Here is a 19,659-nt window from a genome sequence, read left to right as displayed (position 1 = left end):
GCGGATGCCCGCCCTCAGGCCGGGAGCACGACCACCTTCGTCTTGACGGGCGTCTGCGCGTAGAGATGGATCATGTCCTGGCTGAGCAGGCCGACGCAGCCGCTGGTGATGCCCGTGCCGATCGATTCGGCGTCGCTGCTGGCGTAGATCGTGTAGAGCGTATAGGCGCCGTTCTGGTAGAGGTGGAGCGTGCGGGCGCCGAGCGGGTTGTCGAGTCCGCCGGGCATGCCGCGGGCGTATTTCGCCGCCTCGGGCTGGCGCCGGATCATCTCCTTGGGCGGGGTCCAGGTCGCCCATTCGGACTTGCGACCGACATACGCGTTGCCGTTCCACAGGAAGCCCTGACGGCCGACATTGGCGCCGTAGCGCGTGGCAGCGCCGTCGCCCTCGATGCGGTAGACGTAATAGTTGGCGGGATCGACGACGATCGTGCCGGGCGCCTCCGACGAGGCGTACTGGACGGTCCGCCGATAGTATTTCGGGTTGACCTTGCTGATGTCGACCGCCGGGATCGGGAACTTCTCGTTCGGCATCGGCCCGTAGGTCTTCGCCGCCTCGGCCATGAGCAGGGTGTCGGTCGTCCCGCACCCGCCGAGCGAGAGGGCGCCGATCCCGAGAGCCGAGCCGGCCAGGAACGACCGGCGGCTGAGAAGCCCCGCGTCGAGTCCGGGGCGCCCGCGCTCGTCGAGCCCGCCGGCCATGCGATCGTCCGTCATCATCGCCCTGGACTTCCCTGTCCTGCAGCCCGGCGCGACCGCGCAACGTGCCTCCGTCGCGCGAACGGCCAAGCTTGAGAGTGCCGCGTGGCAGCGCGCCTGGCAAGCTTGTCTCTACAGAGCCGAAAGCAGGCGAATTGCGTCGCAAGTGTGGTCGATATCCGCGATCTCCAGACTTCGCCGCCGAACATCCGATGCGCATGGGCCGGCCGCGCGTGTCCTTCGGGACGGTGTCCCGATCCCGCCTGCCGACGCGCGGCAGACCGGTCCCGTCGCCGGTTCAGGCTTCCGGATGTCGCCTGAGGGCGTTCGAAAGCCTCAGAACTGCACGCCGCGGGTCAGGCTTCCATCCACAACGAGATTGGTGCCGGTGATGAAGCTCGCGGCAGGGCTCGCCAGGAAGACGGCCGCGCGCGCCACCTCCTCCGGACGCGCCATCCGGCCGGTCGGGTTCAGCCGGAGCGCCTCGGCGAACAGCGCCGGGTTGCCGGTCTCGATCTGGTGCCAGACGCCGCCCGCGAAATAGGTGTTGCCGGGCGAGACCGAGTTGGCGCGGATGTTTCGGGGCGCGAGCTGGAAGGCCAGCCCCTGCGCATAGTGGATCAGCGCCGCCTTGAAGGCGCCGTAGGGTCCGGCCGCGAAGTCGATCTCGCGCCCGGAGACGCTGGAGATGACGACGATCGCGCCGGCCTCGGAGCGTTCGAGGAACGGCATCGCCGCCTCGACCGCCGTGACGGTGCCCATCATGTCGACCGTGAAGCCGCTGCGCCACGCCGCCTCGTCGCTTCCGACGGCCAGCGCGCTCACGTTCGGCACCACGATGTCGAGGCCGCCGAGCTCCCCTGCGGCCTCGGCGACCCAGCCGCGCAGGGCGGCGGGATCGGCGACGTCGAGGGCGCGCCCGGTCGCCGCCACGCCCTTGGCGCGCAGGGCGTCGACCTTGGCGGCGACCTCCGCGGCGTTGCGGGCGCAGAGGGCGACCGCCGCCCCCTCGTCGGCAAGCAGGTCGACGATCGCCGCGCCGATGCCCTTGGTGCCGCCGGTCACCAGCGCCCGGCGGCCTCTGAGCCCGAGATCCATGCCATCCTCCTCCGTCGCCGATCAGGCGTGGGCGATCGCCTTCGTGATCGAGGCGCCGAGCGTGTACTTCGGATCGACCATGTTGCCGAGCCGCACGCGCCCGCACTGCGTGAGCAGCATGTAGGCGTCGATCTCGTCGAAGCCGAAATCGGCGGCGAGCCAGCGGACCAGCTCCCGGTAGGCGATGCGCGCGGCGTCCTCCATCGGCCGGGCCGAGCCGATCGTCATGTAGAAGTCGGCGGTCTCCAGCCGCGGCCAGCGGAAGGTCCAGCCCTTGATCAGGTCGATCTGCACCGTCGTGTGGGTCGGGTGCTCCACCGCTACGCCGCAGAGCTCGCCGTCGCCCTGCGCGGCGTGGCAGTCGCCGAGATACAGGAGCGCGCCCTCGGTATTCACCGGCAGGTAGATCACCGCGCCGACGCCGACGTCGGGCAGATCCATGTTGCCGCCGTAATAGTCCGGCTGCAGAGAGGAGATCGCCTCGATCTCCGGCGAGGTGCCGATCGTGCCGATGAACGGCTGGTAGGGCAGCGTGATCCGGTCGTTCCAGCGCACGCCGTTCTCGGCCGTCACCTCGAGCTTGCGCACCCGCTCGGGCAGGGACGGGTTGAGGAGCGCGGTGTCGCCGGTGGCGACGAGGCCGCCGAATTCCGGCATGATCAGCGTCGTACCGCAGGGCTGCGGGCCGCGCGGCCGGATCGAGCGGATCGCCACCGCAAGGCAGTCGCCCTTCTCGGCGCCGTTGACGTAGATCGGCCCGTTCTGCGGGTTGAGATAGGGGAAGTTCAGGATCTGCGTCGGGCTGTCGGTCTCGTGGCGGATCTTGCCCTCGAAGGCGTCGTGGGTCTCGACGGTGACCACGGCGCCCGGATCGACGGTGAGGACCGGCTCGGCGAAGGGCCCGTAGACGTAGTGGTAGCGGCCCTGCTCGGCCTCGGTGATCGTGTGCTCCTGGCCGGACTTGCCGCCGGCGACACCCTTGCGGGCCATGATGGACTGATCGAGCCACTGCATGGTCGTCTCTCCCTTGGTTGACGGATTGAGGTGTCAGACGGCGAGGTGGCGCCGGACGAGGTCGCGGTCGTCGAGGTCCCGGGCCGTCAGCTCCGCGACGATCCGGCCCTTGTCCATGACGTAGCTGCGCTGGGCCATGGCGCGGATCAGGTCGAGGTTCTGCTCCACGAACACGATCGTGACCCCGGTACGGCGGTTGAGATCGACCAGGGTGCGGCCGATCTGCTGCACCACCGAGGGCTGGATGCCCTCGGACGGCTCGTCGAGGAGGATCAGGGCGGGTCCGCCGACGAGGACGCGGCCGATGGCGAGCTGCTGCTGCTGGCCGCCGGAGAGGGTTCCGGCCCGCTGCCCGCGCCGCTCCCGCAGGATCGGGAACGGCCCGAAGGCGCGCTCGTAATCCGGCCGCTCGCCCTTCGGCAGCAGGGACGCGCCGACCGTCAGGTTGTCGGCGACGCTCATGCGCGGGAAGACGTCGCGGCCCTGGGGCACGTAACCGATGCCGAGGCGGGCGCGCCGGTGGGCGGCGAGGCCCTCGACCGCGGCGCCCCGGAAGGCGATGCCGCCCCCGGAGGCGGGCAGCAGCCCGACGAGGCTGCGCATCAGCGTCGACTTGCCGACGCCGTTGCGGCCGATCACCGCCACGATCTCACCGGGCCGGACCGCGAGGTCGACCCCCTGCAGCACGGGCTTGCCGCCGTAGCCGGCCCGCAGGCCGGTGGTCGCGAGAAGCGGCTCAGGCATCGGCGACACTCCACAGGGGTGGCGCATCCGTCTCGCCGAGGTAGATCGCCGCCACCCGCTCGTCCGCGATGATCGCGTCGGTGGTGCCCTGGGCGAAGATGCGCCCGACATGGAGCACGGTCACCCGCTGGGCGATCTGCCGGACGAAGGCCATGTCGTGCTCGATGGCCAGCACCGCGACGCCGTCGCGGTTGAGGGCCTGTACCATCGCGCCGGTGGCGAAGGTCTCGTCCGGCGACATCCCGGCGGTGGGTTCGTCGAGGAGGAGCAGGCGCGGCTTGAGGCTGATCGCCATGCCGATCTCCAGCCACTGCTTCTGCCCGTGGCTGAGATTGCCGGCCCGCTCGGAGGCCGCCGCGCTGAGGTTGAGGAAGGCGAGCAGCCGGCGGATCTCGGCGCCGAGCGAGGCCCCCTCGAGATGATGCTGGAGCGCAATCTCCAGGTTGTGGGCGACCGACAGGCTCGGGAAGATGCCCGGCACCTGGAACTTGACGCTCATGCCCCGGCGGATCCGCGCGAAGGGCTTGAGCGCGGTGATGTCCTCGCCGGCGTAGAGGATCTGCCCCCGCTCCGGCGTGTACTCGCCCAGCAGCAGGCGGAAGAAGGTGCTCTTGCCGGCGCCGTTCGGCCCGATCAGGCAGTGGATCTCCCCCGCCGCGAGGGCGAAGTTCACGTCGTTGGTGACGTGGAGGCCGCCGAAATGCTTGCTGAGAGCGCGGGTCTCGAGGAGCGGAGTCATCGGCCGGCCTCCCGGTGGCGCAGGCGGCCGAGCCCGCGCATGGCTGCCACCACCAAGCCGTCGGGCGCCGCCAGCACCACCACGACGAGGAGCAGGCCCATCACCACGAGGGCGTACTGGCTGCCGTAGATCGTCAGCGCCTGGAAGCCGCCGAGGACCACGAGCGTGCCGATCAGCGTGGCCGTCAGGTCGCCGCGGCCGCCGACCGCGACCCAGATCACCGGCAGCGCGGCGGCGGTGAGGCCCATGCTGGAGGGCGTGATGTACTGGCCCCACGCGGTGTAGAGGGTACCGCTCAGCCCCGCGAGGGCCGAGCCGATCACGAAGGCGGCGAGCTGGTAGCGCCGGACGTCGTAGCCCAGCATCTCGGCCCGTTCCGGGTTCTCGCGGATCGCCACCAGAACGTTGCCGAACCGGGCGTTCACCAGGATGCGCAGCGCGAGGTAGACGACGAGCAGCAGACCCAGGAGGCCGTAATAGAGGGCGACGTCGGGAAACAGCACGATTTCGCCGTCGAACCACGGCACGGTCAGGGGCGGCATGCCGCTCATGCCGTTGTAGCCATTGAGGCGCGCCGCCCCGATCTTCCATTCCGGGCCGGCGGTCTGCGCCATGAAGCGCTCCAGGGCGAGCGTCACCGACAGGGTGATGATGCCGAGAAACACGCCGCCGATCCGGCCGAAGAACAGGAAATAGCCGAGGAGGGCCGCCATGACGGCCGAGAGGGCCACCGCCAGCACCAAGGCCGCCAGGGTGAAACCGTAGGCGGCGCCGACATTGAGGGTGAGCACCCCGTAGGCGTAGCCGGAGAGGCCGAAGAAGGCGGTCTGGCCGAAGCTCAGCGCGCCGCCATAGCCCCAGATCAGGCACAGGCCGAGCGCCATGAACACCCAGCAGAAGAAGTAGGCGGTGTTGCCGACCGTGTAGCCGTCCGCGAACCACGGATAGGCGATGGCGGCGGTGATCACGATCGCGAACGCGCTCCAGAAGGCCGGCCCGCGTCCCAGGGTCTGCGGGCCTTCGAGGCGCCGGAGCAGGGTCATCGCCAGACTCATCACCATGGCCTCACGCCCGCTCGCGCAGGATCAGGCCCGAAATGCCCCGCGGCAGCACCCGGATCACCAGGATCACCGCGACGAGGAGCCCGATCTGCCCGAAGAGCTGGCCCTGCCACGTGGTGAGCAGTGCCCGCACCGTGCCGAGTACGAGCGCCGCCGGCGCCGTGCCGAGGAAGATGTCGGCGCCGCCGACCACCACGGTGACGAAGGCCTCCATGATGAAGGTCGTGCCCATGGTCGGCACGATGGTCATGGTCGGCGCGTAGAGCCCGCCCGCGAGGCCCGCCAGCGCCGCGCCGAGGCCGAAGGTCAGGGCGTAGACGGTGCGCGTGTCGACGCCGAGGGCCTCGGCCATGTGCGGCACCTGGATGGTGGCCCGCGCCAGGGTGCCGAAGCGGGTGGCGTTGAAGGCGAGGTAGAGCCCGGCCAGCACCGCAACGGCGGCGACCATCAGGACCACGCGATAGGTCGAGTAGGAGTAGCCGCCAACCGCGAAGCTGCCGAGCGGCGTGCCGATCCCCGGCATGCTGGAGCCCAGCAGGATCAGTGTGCCCTGCGTCGCCGCGAGGCTGATGCCCCAGGTTGCCACGATCGTGTCCAGGGGCCGGCCGTAGAGGTGGCGGATGACGAGGCGCTCCATCACCATGCCGACGGCGCCGGCCGCGAGCGCCCCCGCGAGGATGCCGAGGGGCAGGGGCAGCCCGGCCCGCGTCGTCGCCGCGGTCACGTAGGCCCCGCACATGATGAGTTCGCCGTGCGCGAGGTTGATGACGCCCATCATGCCGAACACCACCGCGAGACCGCAGGCGGAGAGCACCAGGAACGAGAACGCGTCGCCGATCTGGTAGAGGAACGTGAAGGCGTGGGTCAGCAGATCCATCCAGGAGGCCCGATCATGACGGAGGGGGCCGGGGCGCACGGGCCCCGGCGGTATCGTGCGCCTCAGGGCTTGGGCGGGTTGCTCGGCGTATACTGCGCCATCGGATCCTTCTGGGTCAGGTCGCAGCCGGCCTTCCCGAGCCAGTAGGGCTGGATGTTGTCCCAGGTCTTCGGGAACGAGATCGCGTGCTTCTCGTCGACCTTGGCGAGGGAGATCGTGTGTGAGGCGTGCTGGCTCTTGGGGTCGATGCAGACCTTGCCCTCCGGCGCGTCCACGCAGACGTCGCCGGCCGCGATGACCTTGCGCAGGTCGGCCCGCTTGGTCGAGCCGTTCGCCCGCTCCACCATCTGCTTGTAGAGGTAGACCGCGAGGTAGGAGTTCTCGGCCTCCTGGTTGACGTAGGGCTCGTTCGGGAACTTCGCCTTCCACTTGGCGAGGAAGGCCTTGCTCGACGGGCTGTCGACCTCTTCGATGTAGTTCGTGGTCACGTACATGTTGGCGAGGCTCGGGGGCTGGAAGCGCTTGTGCTCGTAGCCCTGGCCGATATTGACCGAGGACCCCATCGGGATCTTCAGGTTCGCGGCCGCCGCCTGCTCGTAATAGGAGGCCTGCGCGGTGCCGACGAGCAGCGTCATCAGGATGTCGGGCTTGGCCTTCTGGATGTTCTGGATCGTCTGCGAGAACTGCGACACGCCAAGGGGGATGAATTCCTCCCCGACCATCTCGCCGCCGTTCTCCTTCACGATGTTGCGCACCCACTCGGCCGAGATCTGACCGAAATTGTAGTCGGCCGCGATCGTATAGACCCGCTTGCCGAACTTCTCCATCATCCACGGGATCAGCGTCGAGAATTGCTGCTCCGGCACCGCGCCCGTGATGACCATGTGGCCGTCGCAGACGCCGCCCTCGTACTGATTGTTGTAGAAGGCGAAGCCGTCGAGCTGGTCGACGATCGGCCTGTAGGCTTCGCGGGACGCGCTGGAGAAGCCCGCGAAGACGGCGTTGACCTTGTCGCGCTGGAGCACGCGGCGCATGAATTCCTGATAGCGCGTGTTGTCCGACTGCGTGTCGTAGATCACGAGTTCCAGCTTGCGCCCGGCGATGCCGCCGGCGGCGTTGATCTCGTCCGCGGCGAGTTGGATTCCGTGGACCTTGCCGATCGTGGCGAGGGCGAAGTCGCCGGACTGGTCCTCGAGGACGCCGAGCTTGATCGGGTCGGCGGCGCGGGCCGCGGGGGCGGCCAAAGGTGTGCTCAGGAGCAGGGCGGCCGCGAGGGCGGACAGGCGGGATCCGCGGGGCGTTCTCGGCATCAGGGCATCCTCGTCTTCGGGGGGCGAAAGAACTTCAGGAGCGGGCCAGTCGCGTCGCCACGGTGGGCGCCACGGGGGACGGCCGGGCGCGGATGAGCGCTTCGCAGTACGCTTCGAGGGGTTGGCGGGCGCGCATCGCTTCGCGGCGCAGGGCCTCGTAGGCCGCGTCGTCGTCGAGGCCGTGCTCCTGCATCAGCCGCAGGATCGCCTTGACGACGTGGCGCCGGCCGCGCCGCCGCTCCTCGTGGCGGGCCAGCTGTTCCTCGAGCACGCGCCGTCGGTTGTGCTCGTTCACCGCGAGGAACAGAGCGGCGTAGACCGAGGCACCGTGGATCGGCTTGCGCAGCAGCCCGGTGGCGCCGAGCTGGAGCAGCCCCTTGAGCCGGCTGGGCGCCTCGGCGCCGACGAGCCCGACCACGGGCACTGGCGGCAGATCGGAGACGGCGCTCGCCGCGATGCCCGGCAGCGGCAGGTCGCCGTCCACGATGACGATGTGGCGCTCGGGGTCGAGGCTCTCGAAATCGAGCCAGGGCGCTTCGCCGGCCGGGACGACCGAGGCGACCGTGAGCCCCAGCTTCAACAGGGTGCCGGCGAGAACCTCGGTGGCGGTGCCCGGCGGCGCGATCAGCAGGGCCTGCGCGCCACTGAAGTTCTGGATCAGGCGGGGATTCGTCATGGCACCACCCGCAGGCGCGGACGCCGGCTCACCGGCACGACGCGCGGGTCGCTGCGCACGAGATAGGGATCCGGCGCCACCGGCTCGTCCGCTTGCGCCACGATGCTGAAGCGGGCCGCCGCCGTCGAGAGGCCGATCCGGGGCGTCAAACAGGCATGGAGCGTGGTCTCGTCGAGACGGACCGGCCCCTGCGGCGCGTCGAACGCGTCCATGCAGGCGGTCCTGCGCACCGTCGCGGCGTCCTCCGTCCCGGCCCGCGCCAGCGCCCGCGCCAGGAGATGGACCGCGATGTAGGAGGATTCGGTATCGGCCGACGCGGTCGGCCCGTCCGGAAAGCGCGCCGCATAGGCGGCCGTGAAGGCCCGGTTTCGGGGAGAGTCGATCGACGTGAAGTAGACGCTCGACGACAGGTGACCGTCGACCGCCTCCGGCCCGATCGCCTCCAATTCCGGCTCGGCGAGGCTGCAGCTCGCCACCGGCAATGTCCGCGGCTGGTCGATGCCGCGCGCGCGGCAGGCGTTCCGGAAATCGCGGAAGAAGCGATACGCCGACGTCCCGATCAGGGTGTTGAAGACGAAGTCCGGCTTCGCGTCCAGAATCGCCTCGATCACCTGCCCGAGGGCGGTCTCGCCCACTGCGAGATAGCGTTCACCCGTGACCTGGCCGCCCGCGATCGCCAGCGTCTCGCGCAGGATCCGGTTGTTCTCCCATGCCCAGATGTAGTTGGACCCGACGCAGAAGGCGGTACGGCCGCCCCGGGCGAGCAGGTATCGGACCAGGGGGACGATGTGCTGATTCGGTGCGGCGCCGGTGTAGATCACATTCGCCGACGTCTCGAAGCCTTCGTAATGCGATGGATACCAGAGCAATCCATCCCGCTTCTCGAAGATCGGGATGATCTCCTTGCGGCTCGACGAGGTGTAGCAACCGACGACGTGGCGGATGCCCGCGCCGAGGAGCTGTTCGGCGCCGGCGACGTATCCGGCGAGGGCGCCCTGCGGGTCGCAGATCACCGGCTCGAGGGTGATGTCGCCCTGCGCGTTCACTTCCTCGACCGCCAGCCGTGCCCCGTTCAGCATGGCCCGCCCTACGAGGCCGTAGGGACCGTCCGTGGAGAACAGGATGCCGATGCTGTGATGGCTGAGGCCCATGCAATCCTTCAGAACGCAAAAAGCCCGCCAGTGCGTGAGCACTGCGGGCGGCATCGCCGGGAAAGGTCGAGACATTGTGGCGCGAAACTGGGCAGCTTTGCCCCGCGCCTGAAAACTAGGCTCTTCGGTTATGAAGCCCGTGTCAAGGCCCGCGCGGTCCTTTCGGAGGTTGCGTCCCGCCCCTCTCTTCGCGGCCTTCGACGCGGCTCTTCAGCCCTGCCACCGGTCCTGTCCGGCGCGGGACCACGTCAGCTTCCGCGATAGGTCGCGTAGCTCCACGGCGTGACGAGCAAGGGGACGTGATAGCGCCCGTCCGGGTCGCAGACCCCGAATCGGACGGGGATGACATCGAGAAAGGGTGGCGATCCGTCCAGGCCCGTCCGGGCGAAATACGCGCCGACGTGGAAGAGCAATTCGTAGGTGCCGGCCGACAGGGTCGCCTCGTCCAGCAGGGGACCGTCGGTCCGCCCGTCGGCATTGGTGACGGCCGAGGCGATAGGCTCCGCCGTCCCGTCGGCGGCGAGGCGGCGCAGTTCGATGACCACGCCGGCAGCCGGCCTGCCCGAGGTGGTGTCCAGCACGTGCGTCGAGAGATGGCCCATGGCGAGAATCCTATCGACGACCCGTCCGCGGGCCCGGCGGAGGCGAAGGCGGGTGAGACGAGCACGCGGATCCCGCAGGTGCAACCCGAAAAGAGGACGTCATCCCTCCAATCGCTCCTCACGTCCCCGAACCTTCGCGCGCGGCATCGGCGCGCCGGCACGGATCCGAGGACTGGTCGCGATCCCGGCTCTCATGCGAGGCCGGCGACAGGCGCCGATGATTATTCCGATTTCCGGAATGATGTGCTGCGCAGAACGCGCATTCCGCCGAAGCCGCGACGGCAGCATTCTACCGTCGCGGCGCGGGGCAATCCCGGCCCCCGACGGAGAACCGCCACCATGAAGCTCTACCATCATCCCCTCTCGGGCCACGCGCACCGGGCTCGCCTGTTCCTGTCCCTGGTCGGCGCGCCGCATGAGCTGGTCGAGGTCGACCTGAAGGCGGGCGAGCACAAGACGCCGGCCTTTCGCGCGATGAACCCGTTCGGTCAGGTACCGGTGCTGGACGACGACGGCGTGATCGTCTCCGATTCCAACGCCATCCTGGTCTACGTCGCGAAACGGCTCGGCCGGTCGGATTGGCTGCCCGAGGATCCGCAGGGCGCGGCGGCGGTCCAGCGCTGGCTGTCGGTCGCGGCGGGTGAACTCGCCTACGGACCGGCCGCGGCCCGGCTGATCACGGTCTTCGGCGCCACGTTCAATCCGGAGGAGGTGATCGCCCGGGCGCACACGCTTCTGGCGCGGCTCGAGGCGCATCTCGACGGGCGGGACTGGCTCGCGGCCGAGCGGCCGACCATCGCGGATGTGGCACTCTACAGCTACCTGGCCCGGGCCCCGGAGGGCAACGTGGATCTGTCGAGCTATGCGAACGTCGAGGCGTTCCTGCGCCGGGTCGAAAGCCTGCCGGGCTTCGTCCCTCTCGCGAAGACACCCGCCGGCCTCACGGCCGCGGGGTGACCGGCAGGCCTGGATGCAACCGCATCCGGGAGCGGACTCGAGCGGAGGGCGCCATGATGGATAACGGTCAGACCTTTGCGAAGCTGCCGACCTGGCATGCCGGCGAAAAGTCCATTCAGGAGACGGTCGGCGCCGCCGAACGGATGGAAATGATCGGACAGAGGGTGGTGCGGGACTTCATGCCCGATCAGCACCGCGCCTTCTATGCCCAGATTCCCTTCGTCGTTCTCGGCAGCGTCGACCGGCGCGGCGATGCCTGGGCCACGCTTCTCGCCGGCGGCCCGGGCTTCATCACCTCACCGACACCGACGGCCCTCGACATCGCCGTGCGGCCCGACCCGGGCGATCCCGCGGCTGAGGGTACGGGGGAGGGCGACGCGATCGGTCTCCTCGGGATCGAGCTGCACAGCCGTCGACGCAACCGCGTCAACGGGATCGTCCGGTCCACGGCCGGCGGGATCCTGCACTTCGACGTCGATCAGAGCTTCGGAAACTGTCCGCAGTACATCCAGCTCCGCGACATGACCGTCCTCGGGGATCTTCGCGCGCCCGTCGCGGCCCCAATCGAGGAGCGCGCGGACCTCGACGAGGCGGCGCGGTCCCTGATCGCGGCGGCCGACACGTTCTTCGTGGCGTCGTATGCCGACCGCGAGGGCCGGCGCCAGGTCGACGTCTCGCATCGCGGCGGCAAGGCGGGCTTCGTCCGTGTCGCTGCGGACGGTACGCTCACGATCCCCGACTTCGCCGGAAACCTGTTTTTCGCCACCCTCGGCAACATCCACCTCAACGGCAGGGCAGGGCTGGTCTTCACCGATTTCGCGACGGGTGATCTTCTCCACCTGACCGGCGACGCCGCCGTGATCCTGGATTCGCCCGAGCTCGCCGCCTTCCAGGGCGCCGAGCGTCTCTGGAGCTTCCGGCCGCGCCGGGTCATCCGTCGGCGGGGCGCCCTCCCGCTGCGGTGGTCGTTCCAGGCGGACGGATGGTCGCCGAACGCGCTGATGACCGGCGACTGGGTGGAGGCGGCCGATCGCGTCCGGGCGACCGAGCGTGCCGCGCATTGGCGGCCCTTCCGGGTGACGAAGATCACCGACGAGAGCCGCTCCATCCGGTCCTTCCATCTGGCTCCGGACGACGGAGCCGGACGGCTCCCGCACCGTGCGGGCCAGCATCTCCCGATCCGCGTGACGCTGCCCGGAGCGGACGCGCCGGTGATCCGCACCTACACGCTCTCGGTCGCGCCCTCCGACCCGACCTACCGCATCAGCGTGAAGCGCGACGGCATCGTCTCGCAGCACCTGCACGACCGCCTCCAGGTTGGGGACATCATCGAGGCGCGGGCGCCCGGCGGCGATTTTTCCCTCGATGCCCACGCGGCGCGCCCCGCGGTGCTGCTGGCCGGCGGCGTCGGGATAACGCCGCTCCTGGCAATGCTCCGGCACGTGGTCTACGAGGGCCTGCGCACCCGCAACATCCGACCGACCACGCTCATCTACGCCGCACGTGCGCGGTCCGATCGCGCCTTCGACGCGGAATTGTCCGAGCTGGCCGCAGCGGCACAGGGCTCCGTCCGGATCGTGCGCGTCCTGAGCGACGTCTCCGACGCCCGGGCCGGCGTCGATTACGAGGCCGCGGGCCGGATCGACATGGCGCTGCTCACGCGCTTCCTGTCTTTCGCCGATTACGACTTCTACCTGTGCGGGCCGCCGACCTTCACGCAGGCGCTCTATGACGGGTTGCGCGGCTACACCGTGTCGGACGACAGGATCCACGCGGAGGCGTTCGGCCCCTCCGCGCTGGTCCGGACGGCGGGGTCGGAGGGCGCCACGCCGCCCCGCCCGCCACCCTCAACGAAACCGGTGCCCGTCGCCTTCCTCGACACCGGCAAGGAGGCGCGCTGGACCCCCGAGTCCGGTAGCCTCCTCGACCTCGCCGAAGCCCGCGGCCTCGCACCCGCCTTCAGTTGCCGGGAAGGCAGTTGCGGGACCTGCCGCACAAAGCTGCTCGCCGGCGCCGTGACCTATCGCAAGGAACCGAGCGCCGCCGTAACTGAGGACGAAGTGCTGATCTGCTCGGCCGTGCCCGCCGAAGGCACGGACCGGGTGCAGCTCGCGCTGTGACGCCCGGCACGCTTCACCCGACTCCGTTTTCCACCTTCCGGGATCGTCGGCGGCCGATCATTGTGCGCGGCGTCGATATCGGGCCCGGGTCCCGCAACCTCGCGCACCCCAGGAGTACACCATGTCCCGTCCCCCGCTGCCGCCCTTCGATGAGCAGAGCGCGATCGCGAAGGTCCGCCTCGCCGAGGATGGCTGGAACGGCCGCGACCCGGCCAAGGTCGCCCTGGCCTACACGACCGATACCCGCTGGCGGAATCGCGCCGAGTTCCTGAACGGACGCGCGGAGGTGGAGGCTTTCCTGACCCGCAAGTGGAACCGGGAGCTCGACTACCGCCTCATCAAGGAGCTCTGGGCCTTCACCGGTAACCGGATCGCCGTGCGCTACGCCTATGAGTACCACGACGACAGCGGCCACTGGTTCCGGGCCTACGGCAACGAGAACTGGGAATTCGCCGATGACGGGCTGATGCGCTACCGGCACAGCAGCATCAACGAGCTGCCCATCGCGGAAGCGGACCGCAAGTTTCACTGGCCCCTCGGACGCCGGCCGGACGATCATCCGGGCCTGAGCCATTTCGGGTTCTGATCACCGGCCCGGCGGGTGAGGGGAGCCTGGACCGGGCGTCGGCGGCGCGGTCCGTTTCGCGAAGCCCAGGAGCGAGGCCTTGGATCGTTGGCAAACCATGCGCGTCTTCGCCAAGGTCGCCGAGACGGGGAGCTTCGCGCAGACCGCCCGCCTCCTGCACATGAGCCCGCCGGCCGTCACGCGTGCTGTGGCGGCCCTCGAGGAGACCATCGGCGCCCGGCTCCTGATCCGGACGACGCGCTCCGTGAAGCTCACGGAGGCGGGCAGCCGCTACTACGAGGATTGCCGGCGGATCCTGGCCGACATCGCCGAGGCCGAGTCGGCGGCGGCCGGCTCCAATGCGACGCCCTCGGGGACGCTCGCGGTCACGGCCTCCGTGCTGTTCGGGAAGATGCACGTCCTCCCGATCGTGACCCACTACCTCGACACCTACCCGACCATGTCGGCGCGGACCCTGTTCGTCGATCGGCCCGTCAACATCGTCGAGGAAGGGATCGATGTCGCGATCCGGATCGGCCGCTTGACCGATTCCGGATTGACGGCGGCCCGGGTCGGGTCGGTCCGCCATGTCATCTGCGGCGCCCCGGCCTATTTCGCGCGCCACGGCGTGCCGACGACGCCGGCGGATCTGAAGCGGCACCGGATCGCAGTCTCCACCGGCGCCTGGGCGTCGCCGGAATGGCGGTTCGCGGGGAACGAGCGGGTGGTCGTCCATCCCACCCTTCAGAGCAACACCAACGAGGTTCCGATCGCCGCCGCCCGGTCAGGCTGGGGGCTGACGCGGGTCCTGCACTACCAGATTGGCCCGGATCTGCTCGAAGGCCGCCTCAGGATCGTGCTCGACGAGTACGAGGAGGCACCGATACCCGTCCACGTGCTGTATCCCGAAGGCCGGCGCGCACCCGCGAAGGTGCGGACCTTCGTCGACCTCGCGGTGTCGCAGCTGCGCGCCAACCGGACTTTGAACTGAACCATCGCGGCGCAGCCGCCGACCCGGCGGAATGCGGTCGCATTGGTCGCAGCCCCGGATGAGGAAAGGGTGCTTCACTCTCAGGTTAGCTTTCTATGATCTTCCGCATCCAGTGCGGGTAGGAGGCGAGACGTGACGACATCCGAGCGCCCGACCCTGCGCAGCTGCGCTCCTGTAACGGGCCGCGCGGATCGCGATGCTAGGCGCTCAGCGTGCACGGATCGGCGGTGCGGTCTGCGCACTCCGCCGCGCCCGGCCGCGACCTGAAGGGGAAAGACGCATGGACCAGTGGACCCGTCTGGACCCGATCTACGATTCCGAGGCGGCCGCCCGAACCATTGCCGCCGCCGCCGCGGCGCGCGCGGATGCCCAGGACCATGACGGCGGCTTCCCGCAGGACGACGTTGCCGATCTCGCGCGGCTCGGGCTGCTCGCCGCCCCGGTCCCGGTGGAACAGGGCGGGGCCGGCCTGGGGACGGAGCCGGGAGCCGGCGCGCTGGCCGAGGTTCTGCGGTTGGTCGGCTACGGTAGCCTCGCCCTCGGCCGACTCTACGAGGGACACGTCAACGCCATCCAGCTCATTGCCCGGTACGGCACGCCCGACCAGCGAAGCCGCCTGTTCGCCGACGCGCGCGCCGGTCATCTGTTCGGAGTCTGGAATACGGAGCCGGCCGAGGGCGGCTTGCGGGTCGAGGCCCGCGATACCGACGGACGACTCCTCGGCGTGAAGACCTTCGCGTCGGGCGCCGGCTACGTCACCCGCGCCCTCGTGACCGCCCGGCATCCGGACCGGGCCGGCGTGGCGATGATGGTGGTGCCGCTCGAGGCCGGCACCCGGGCCGATCTCTCGGCCTGGCGCGCGCAGGGCATGCGCGCTTCGGCGACCGGCACGGTCGATTTCACCGGTCTCGCCGTCAATGCCGGCGACATCCTGGGCCAGCCCGACGATTATTTCCAGCAGCCGGCCTTCTCGGGCGGCGCGTGGCGTTTCGCGGCGGTCCAGCTCGGCGGCATCGAAGCCGTGTTCGATGCTTGGCGCGGCCACCTGAACCGGACCGGCCGGGGCGGCGACCCGCACCAATTGGCCCGCCTCGGCGAGGGAGCCATCGCGGTCGAGGGGGCGCGGCTCTGGATCGAGCGCGGCGCGCAGGTCGCATCGGACGCCGGGATGCCGCCCGCACGCGTGGTCGCCTACATCAACCTGGTCCGCCTCGCGGTCGAGCGTGCCGGCCTCGATGTCCTCCAGCTGGCCCAGCGCTCGGTCGGCTTGCAGGGATTCATGCGCGGCCATAGGCTGGAGCGGCTCGCGCGCGACCTCGCCACCTATCTGCGCCAGCCCGGACCGGATCATGCGCTCACCGCCGCGGCGTCCGAGATCCTGCAAGCCGACGCCATGGCCGGAGACCTGTGGACCGAGACCGCGGCATGACCAGCCCGATGAGCCGCGAAGCCGCGTCGCAGAGTGTCTGGCTGGACACCCCGCACCGCTACGGCCGCATCAGCCGCGGCTTCCACTGGCTGATGGCCGCCCTCTTCGCGTGGCAATTCACGGGCGCGCTGCTCTACGTCGCGATCGGTGACACCGCGCTCACGCGCCTCGTCGGCGGGAGCCACTTCACCCTTGGCTTCACGCTGTTCGTGCTCGTGCTCCTGCGCGGGGCCTGGGGACTCGCGAATCTCCACCGGCGCCCGTCGCATCCGGGCGCTCCGGGGCGCGCCGCCGTGGCCGGTCATGGCCTGATCTATCTGCTGATGATCCTCGTCCCCGGCCTCGCGCTGCTGCGTCAGTACGGTTCGGGCAAGCCCTTCGCGCCCTACGGCCTTCCCCTGATGCCGGAGCGGGACACGAAGATCGCCTGGATGATGCTTCCCGCCGATCTGTTCCATTACTGGCTGGGCTTCACGCTCCTGGCGGTCGTCCTCGGCCATGCCGCGATGGCCTTCCTGCATCGCAGGTTCTGGAACGAGGCCGTCCTGACGCGCATGACGTGAACGGCGGCGCGCCGGCGCTCGAGGTCCTCAGGCCGTTGGGTCCTCCGCTGCGGCCGGTCTCCGGTCGGGCAACGGCGCGTCCAGGGTGAAGACGACGCCGCGGGGGCGGTACTCGATTTCCGCCGAGCCTCCCATCTCGGCGGCCAGCGCCCGCTCGATCAGGCGCGTGCCGAAGCCGCCGCGGGCCGGCGCCGTCACCGCAGGTCCGCCGATTTCCTCCCAACGGAACCAGAGGTGGGCTGGCCTCGCCCCATCCACCACGTCCCAGTTCAGGATCACCCGTCCCCTGTCGTTCGACAGGGCGCCGTACTTGACTGCGTTGGTCGCCAGCTCGTGCAGAGCCATCGTGAAGGCGAGGGTCAGGCGCGGCGTCAGCCACACCTCCGGGCCGTTGATCAGGAACCTCTGCCCCGCGCCGCCGCGGAACGGCTGCAATGTGCCCTCCACGATCACGGTCAGCGTGGCGCCGATCCAGCTCTCGCGGGTCAGAACGTCGTGGGCGGCCGAGAGCGATTGCAGCCGTGCGTCGAGGGTCTTGTGCGCTTCCTCCACGGAGGATGCGTTGCGCAGAGTTTGGTGCGCGATGGACTGCATGGTCGCCATCGAGTTCTTCACCCGGTGGTTCAGCTCGTCGGCCAGGAGGGTGCGGTGCTCCTCCGCGCGCTTGCGCTCGGTCACGTCGATGGAGACGCCGGCCATGCTCAGCGGCTGGCCGACCGCGTCGTAGAAGGTCTGGCCGCGGATCTGCAGCCAGCGCAGCTCGCCACGCGGCGTGCGCGCCCGGTACTCGATGTCGTAGTCGCTGTGCTCGCGGATCGAGGTCTGCACCGCCGCCTGCATGCGGGGGCGGTCCTCGGGATCGATCGCCGCGATCAGATCCTCGTAGCTGAACGGGTCGTCGGCCGCCCGTCCGAAATTCTCCTTGCAGGTTTCGGAGGCCACCAGGCGCATGTCGGCGAGATCGAGGGTCCAGGAGCCGAAGCGTCCGGCCTTCAGGATGAAGCGCAGCCGCTCTTCGCTGCGGGTGAGGTCGCTGGTGCGACGCTCCACCTCCAGCTCCAGCGCCAGCCGGTCGCGATGCATCCGCGCGAGCTTGTCCCGCTCCAGGGTCACGTCGAACTGCGACGCGAAGAAATAGGTCAGCTCACCGTCGCGATCGAAGACCGGCGAGATCAGGAGCCGATTCCAGAAGAGCTCACCGCTCTTCTTGTGGTTCAACAGCTCGATCTCGATCGGCACCCGGCGCGCGATGGCCGCTCTGATCTTGGCGATATCGGCGCGGTTGGTCTCGGGCCCCTGCAGGAACCGACAGTTCCGCCCGATGATCTCGTCATGGGCGTAACCGGTCAGCGTGGAGAAGGCGGCATTGACGAAGACGATGGGATTGTCCGGCTGATTGGGATCGGTGATCAGCATCGGCATCCGCGTCGCCCGAACGGCGGATACGAACGGGTCGGAACTCGCGCCGATGCGCGCAAACTCCGCTTCGAAGCGGGTGCGTTCCTGCTGATCCGTCAATGCCCCGTCGCCCCTGCCACGACCTGCACATGGCGGCCTTCGACCGTGATGGCTCCTCGTATCACAGGGATTATCGCTTGTGCGCAATCATCTTAATGGCCAAGACGCCGCAGGCCGGTCGCTGCACGCGGCGACCGGCCGCCACCCCTAGGTCCTGGCTGGATGAGGCCCGAATCCTGCCGGCGGGCGCGAGCCGAGATGGTCCCGCAGGGTTCGGCCCTCGTACTCGGTGCGGAACAGGCCGCGCCGGCGAAGCTCCGGCAGGACCAGCGCGATGAAGTCGTCGAGGCCGCCGGGCAGCGTCGGGGGCATGATGTTGAAGCCGTCCGCCCCGCCAGCCCGGAACCGCTCCTCCATCTCGTCCGCGATCTGGGCGGCCGTGCCGATGATCTGCGAGTGGCCGCGGGCGCCCGCGATGCGCAGGTAGAGCTGACGCAGGGTCAGACCTTCGCGACGGGCGAGATCGACCATCAGCTGCTGGCGGGACTTGATGCCGTCCGTCTCGGGCAATTCCGGGACGGGCCCGTCGGGATCGTAGCCCGACAGGTCGTGGCCGCCGATCATGCGTCCGAGCAGCGCGAGGCCGACGACGGGATCGATCAGGTCCTGCAGGGCTTCGAACTTCGCCCGCGCCTCGGCCTCGCTGCGGCCGACGACGGGAAACAGGCCCGGCATCACCTTCAGATCGTCCGGGGCGCGGCCGAACCGCGCCATCCGCTCCTTCAGGTCGCCGTAGAAGGCCACCGCCTCCTCCAGCGTCTGATTGGCCGTGAACACGATCTCGGCGGTGCGCGCCGCCAGATCCTTGCCGGGCCCGGAGGAGCCGGCCTGCACCAGCACGGGCTGTCCCTGCGGGGTGCGCGAGATGTTGAGCGGGCCGCGCACCTCGAAATGGCTGCCGCGGTGGTTCAACGGGCGGAAGCCATCCGGCTTCGAGAATTGCCCGCTGGCGCGGTCGATGATCACCGCGCCGTCGTCCCAGGTGTTCCAGAGGCCGAGGACCACGTCCACGAACTCCTCCGCGCGCTCGTAGCGGTCGGCGTGGCGGGCGATCCGGTCGCCGCCGAAATTCGCCGCCTCGGCGTCGGTCGCGGAGGTGACGAGATTCCAGCCGGCCCGTCCGCCGCTGAGGTGGTCGAGGGACGCGAACCGGCGCGCGACGTTGTAGGGCTCGTTGAAGCTGGTGGAGGTGGTGGCGACGAGACCGATCCGACTCGTCACCGCCGCGAGCGCCGACAGGAGCGTCACCGGCTCGAAATGGGTGGAGCGCGCGGTGCGCTCGCTGGATCGGAGATCGAGGTCGCGGATGCCGGTGCCATCTTCGAGGAAGATAAGATCGAACTTGGCGGCTTCGGCCCGCTGCGCCCAGCCGACATAGCGCTCGAGGACCAGACCGCCGTCGGCTTCGCTGGAGGAATGGCGCCAGCCCGCAACATGGTGGCCGGTCGCGTAGAAGAATGCGCCGAGGCGCAGGGTGCCCTGTCTCATCGAACCGACCGTCATCGAGGCTGATCTGCTCCGTGCCGCGTGAGCGGGCCGGAGTCTA

The 19,659-nt window shown here is 69.6% G+C and carries 19 protein-coding genes; 6 read left to right on the top strand and 13 right to left on the bottom strand.

Annotation, left to right across the window (positions count from 1 at the left end):
* Positions 1–14: 14 nt before the first annotated feature.
* The 11 genes from ABIC70_RS20345 to uraH all read right to left on the bottom strand — a co-directional run bounded on the left by ABIC70_RS20345 (position 15) and on the right by uraH (position 9,970).
* On the bottom strand, positions 15–719 hold the full coding sequence (locus ABIC70_RS20345; RefSeq protein WP_354440858.1) for a L,D-transpeptidase: 705 nt from the start codon (positions 717–719) through the stop codon (positions 15–17).
* A 315-nt stretch (positions 720–1,034) separates the two neighbouring features.
* On the bottom strand, positions 1,035–1,796 hold the full coding sequence (locus tag ABIC70_RS20340; protein WP_043352173.1) for an SDR family NAD(P)-dependent oxidoreductase: 762 nt from the start codon (positions 1,794–1,796) through the stop codon (positions 1,035–1,037).
* A gap of 21 nt (positions 1,797–1,817) precedes the next feature.
* Positions 1,818–2,810 (bottom strand): acetamidase/formamidase family protein, encoded by a 993-nt coding sequence (locus tag ABIC70_RS20335; RefSeq protein WP_053610608.1) that lies wholly within the window; start codon positions 2,808–2,810, stop codon positions 1,818–1,820.
* A 33-nt stretch (positions 2,811–2,843) separates the two neighbouring features.
* Entirely contained in the window at positions 2,844–3,554 is a 711-nt protein-coding gene (locus ABIC70_RS20330; RefSeq protein WP_043356375.1) for an ABC transporter ATP-binding protein, read from the bottom strand.
* A complete protein-coding gene (locus tag ABIC70_RS20325) occupies positions 3,547–4,293 on the bottom strand; it encodes an ABC transporter ATP-binding protein (RefSeq protein WP_354440855.1) in 747 nt (248 codons plus the stop codon). Before ABIC70_RS20325 ends, ABIC70_RS20330 begins: the two co-directional genes overlap by 8 nt.
* The gene (locus ABIC70_RS20320; RefSeq protein WP_502916032.1) at positions 4,290–5,354 is read right to left on the bottom strand and encodes a branched-chain amino acid ABC transporter permease; all 1,065 of its coding nucleotides are present in this window, start codon (positions 5,352–5,354) and stop codon (positions 4,290–4,292) included. The genes ABIC70_RS20325 and ABIC70_RS20320 overlap by 4 nt, the downstream gene beginning before the upstream one ends.
* 4 nt (positions 5,355–5,358) lie before the next feature.
* Positions 5,359–6,231, bottom strand: coding sequence for an ABC transporter permease subunit (locus ABIC70_RS20315; RefSeq protein ID WP_043356373.1), 873 nt, complete (start codon positions 6,229–6,231; stop codon positions 5,359–5,361).
* Between the two features lie 62 nt (positions 6,232–6,293).
* Positions 6,294–7,541, bottom strand: a complete 1,248-nt coding sequence (locus ABIC70_RS20310; protein WP_043385770.1) for an urea ABC transporter substrate-binding protein — start codon at positions 7,539–7,541, stop codon at positions 6,294–6,296.
* A 34-nt stretch (positions 7,542–7,575) separates the two neighbouring features.
* Complete coding sequence (locus ABIC70_RS20305) at positions 7,576–8,217, bottom strand: ANTAR domain-containing response regulator (protein ID WP_354440851.1); 642 nt, start codon at positions 8,215–8,217, stop codon at positions 7,576–7,578.
* Positions 8,214–9,368, bottom strand: a complete 1,155-nt coding sequence (locus tag ABIC70_RS20300) for a transporter substrate-binding domain-containing protein (protein ID WP_043385775.1) — start codon at positions 9,366–9,368, stop codon at positions 8,214–8,216. The genes ABIC70_RS20305 and ABIC70_RS20300 overlap by 4 nt, the downstream gene beginning before the upstream one ends.
* 248 nt (positions 9,369–9,616) lie before the next feature.
* Entirely contained in the window at positions 9,617–9,970 is a 354-nt protein-coding gene (gene uraH / locus ABIC70_RS20295; RefSeq protein ID WP_053610606.1) for a hydroxyisourate hydrolase, read from the bottom strand.
* A 339-nt stretch (positions 9,971–10,309) separates the two neighbouring features.
* Here uraH and ABIC70_RS20290 point away from each other — a divergent pair, with 339 nt between their 5' ends.
* The 6 genes from ABIC70_RS20290 to ABIC70_RS20265 all read left to right on the top strand — a co-directional run bounded on the left by ABIC70_RS20290 (position 10,310) and on the right by ABIC70_RS20265 (position 16,595).
* Positions 10,310–10,927, top strand: a complete 618-nt coding sequence (locus tag ABIC70_RS20290) for a glutathione S-transferase family protein (protein ID WP_354440848.1) — start codon at positions 10,310–10,312, stop codon at positions 10,925–10,927.
* 56 nt (positions 10,928–10,983) lie between these two features.
* Positions 10,984–13,047, top strand: a complete 2,064-nt coding sequence (locus ABIC70_RS20285) for a 2Fe-2S iron-sulfur cluster-binding protein (protein ID WP_354440961.1) — start codon at positions 10,984–10,986, stop codon at positions 13,045–13,047.
* Positions 13,048–13,168: 121 nt separating this feature from the next.
* Positions 13,169–13,633: a nuclear transport factor 2 family protein gene (locus tag ABIC70_RS20280; RefSeq protein WP_075380669.1), complete on the top strand. Its 465-nt coding sequence runs from the start codon at positions 13,169–13,171 to the stop codon at positions 13,631–13,633.
* Positions 13,634–13,712: 79 nt separating this feature from the next.
* Complete coding sequence (locus tag ABIC70_RS20275; protein WP_043356396.1) at positions 13,713–14,603, top strand: LysR family transcriptional regulator; 891 nt, start codon at positions 13,713–13,715, stop codon at positions 14,601–14,603.
* A gap of 280 nt (positions 14,604–14,883) precedes the next feature.
* A complete protein-coding gene (locus ABIC70_RS20270) occupies positions 14,884–16,032 on the top strand; it encodes an acyl-CoA dehydrogenase family protein (RefSeq protein WP_179696989.1) in 1,149 nt (382 codons plus the stop codon).
* The gene (locus ABIC70_RS20265; protein ID WP_502916031.1) at positions 16,029–16,595 is read left to right on the top strand and encodes a cytochrome b; all 567 of its coding nucleotides are present in this window, start codon (positions 16,029–16,031) and stop codon (positions 16,593–16,595) included. The genes ABIC70_RS20270 and ABIC70_RS20265 overlap by 4 nt, the downstream gene beginning before the upstream one ends.
* 27 nt (positions 16,596–16,622) lie before the next feature.
* Here ABIC70_RS20265 and ABIC70_RS20260 read toward each other — a convergent pair whose 3' ends face one another.
* Both ABIC70_RS20260 and ABIC70_RS20255 read right to left on the bottom strand, forming a co-directional pair.
* The gene (locus ABIC70_RS20260; RefSeq protein ID WP_043356402.1) at positions 16,623–18,113 is read right to left on the bottom strand and encodes an HWE histidine kinase domain-containing protein; all 1,491 of its coding nucleotides are present in this window, start codon (positions 18,111–18,113) and stop codon (positions 16,623–16,625) included.
* A 147-nt stretch (positions 18,114–18,260) separates the two neighbouring features.
* Positions 18,261–19,601, bottom strand: a complete 1,341-nt coding sequence (locus ABIC70_RS20255; protein WP_354440845.1) for an LLM class flavin-dependent oxidoreductase — start codon at positions 19,599–19,601, stop codon at positions 18,261–18,263.
* Positions 19,602–19,659: the final 58 nt, after the last annotated feature.

Origin of the sequence: Methylobacterium sp. 1973 (assembly GCF_040545035.1) — a bacterium.
GTDB classification, from domain to species: domain Bacteria; phylum Pseudomonadota; class Alphaproteobacteria; order Rhizobiales; family Beijerinckiaceae; genus Methylobacterium; species Methylobacterium fujisawaense.
The sequence above is the reverse complement of the archived record's forward strand: the minus strand, read 5'-3'. Positions and strand labels throughout refer to the sequence as shown.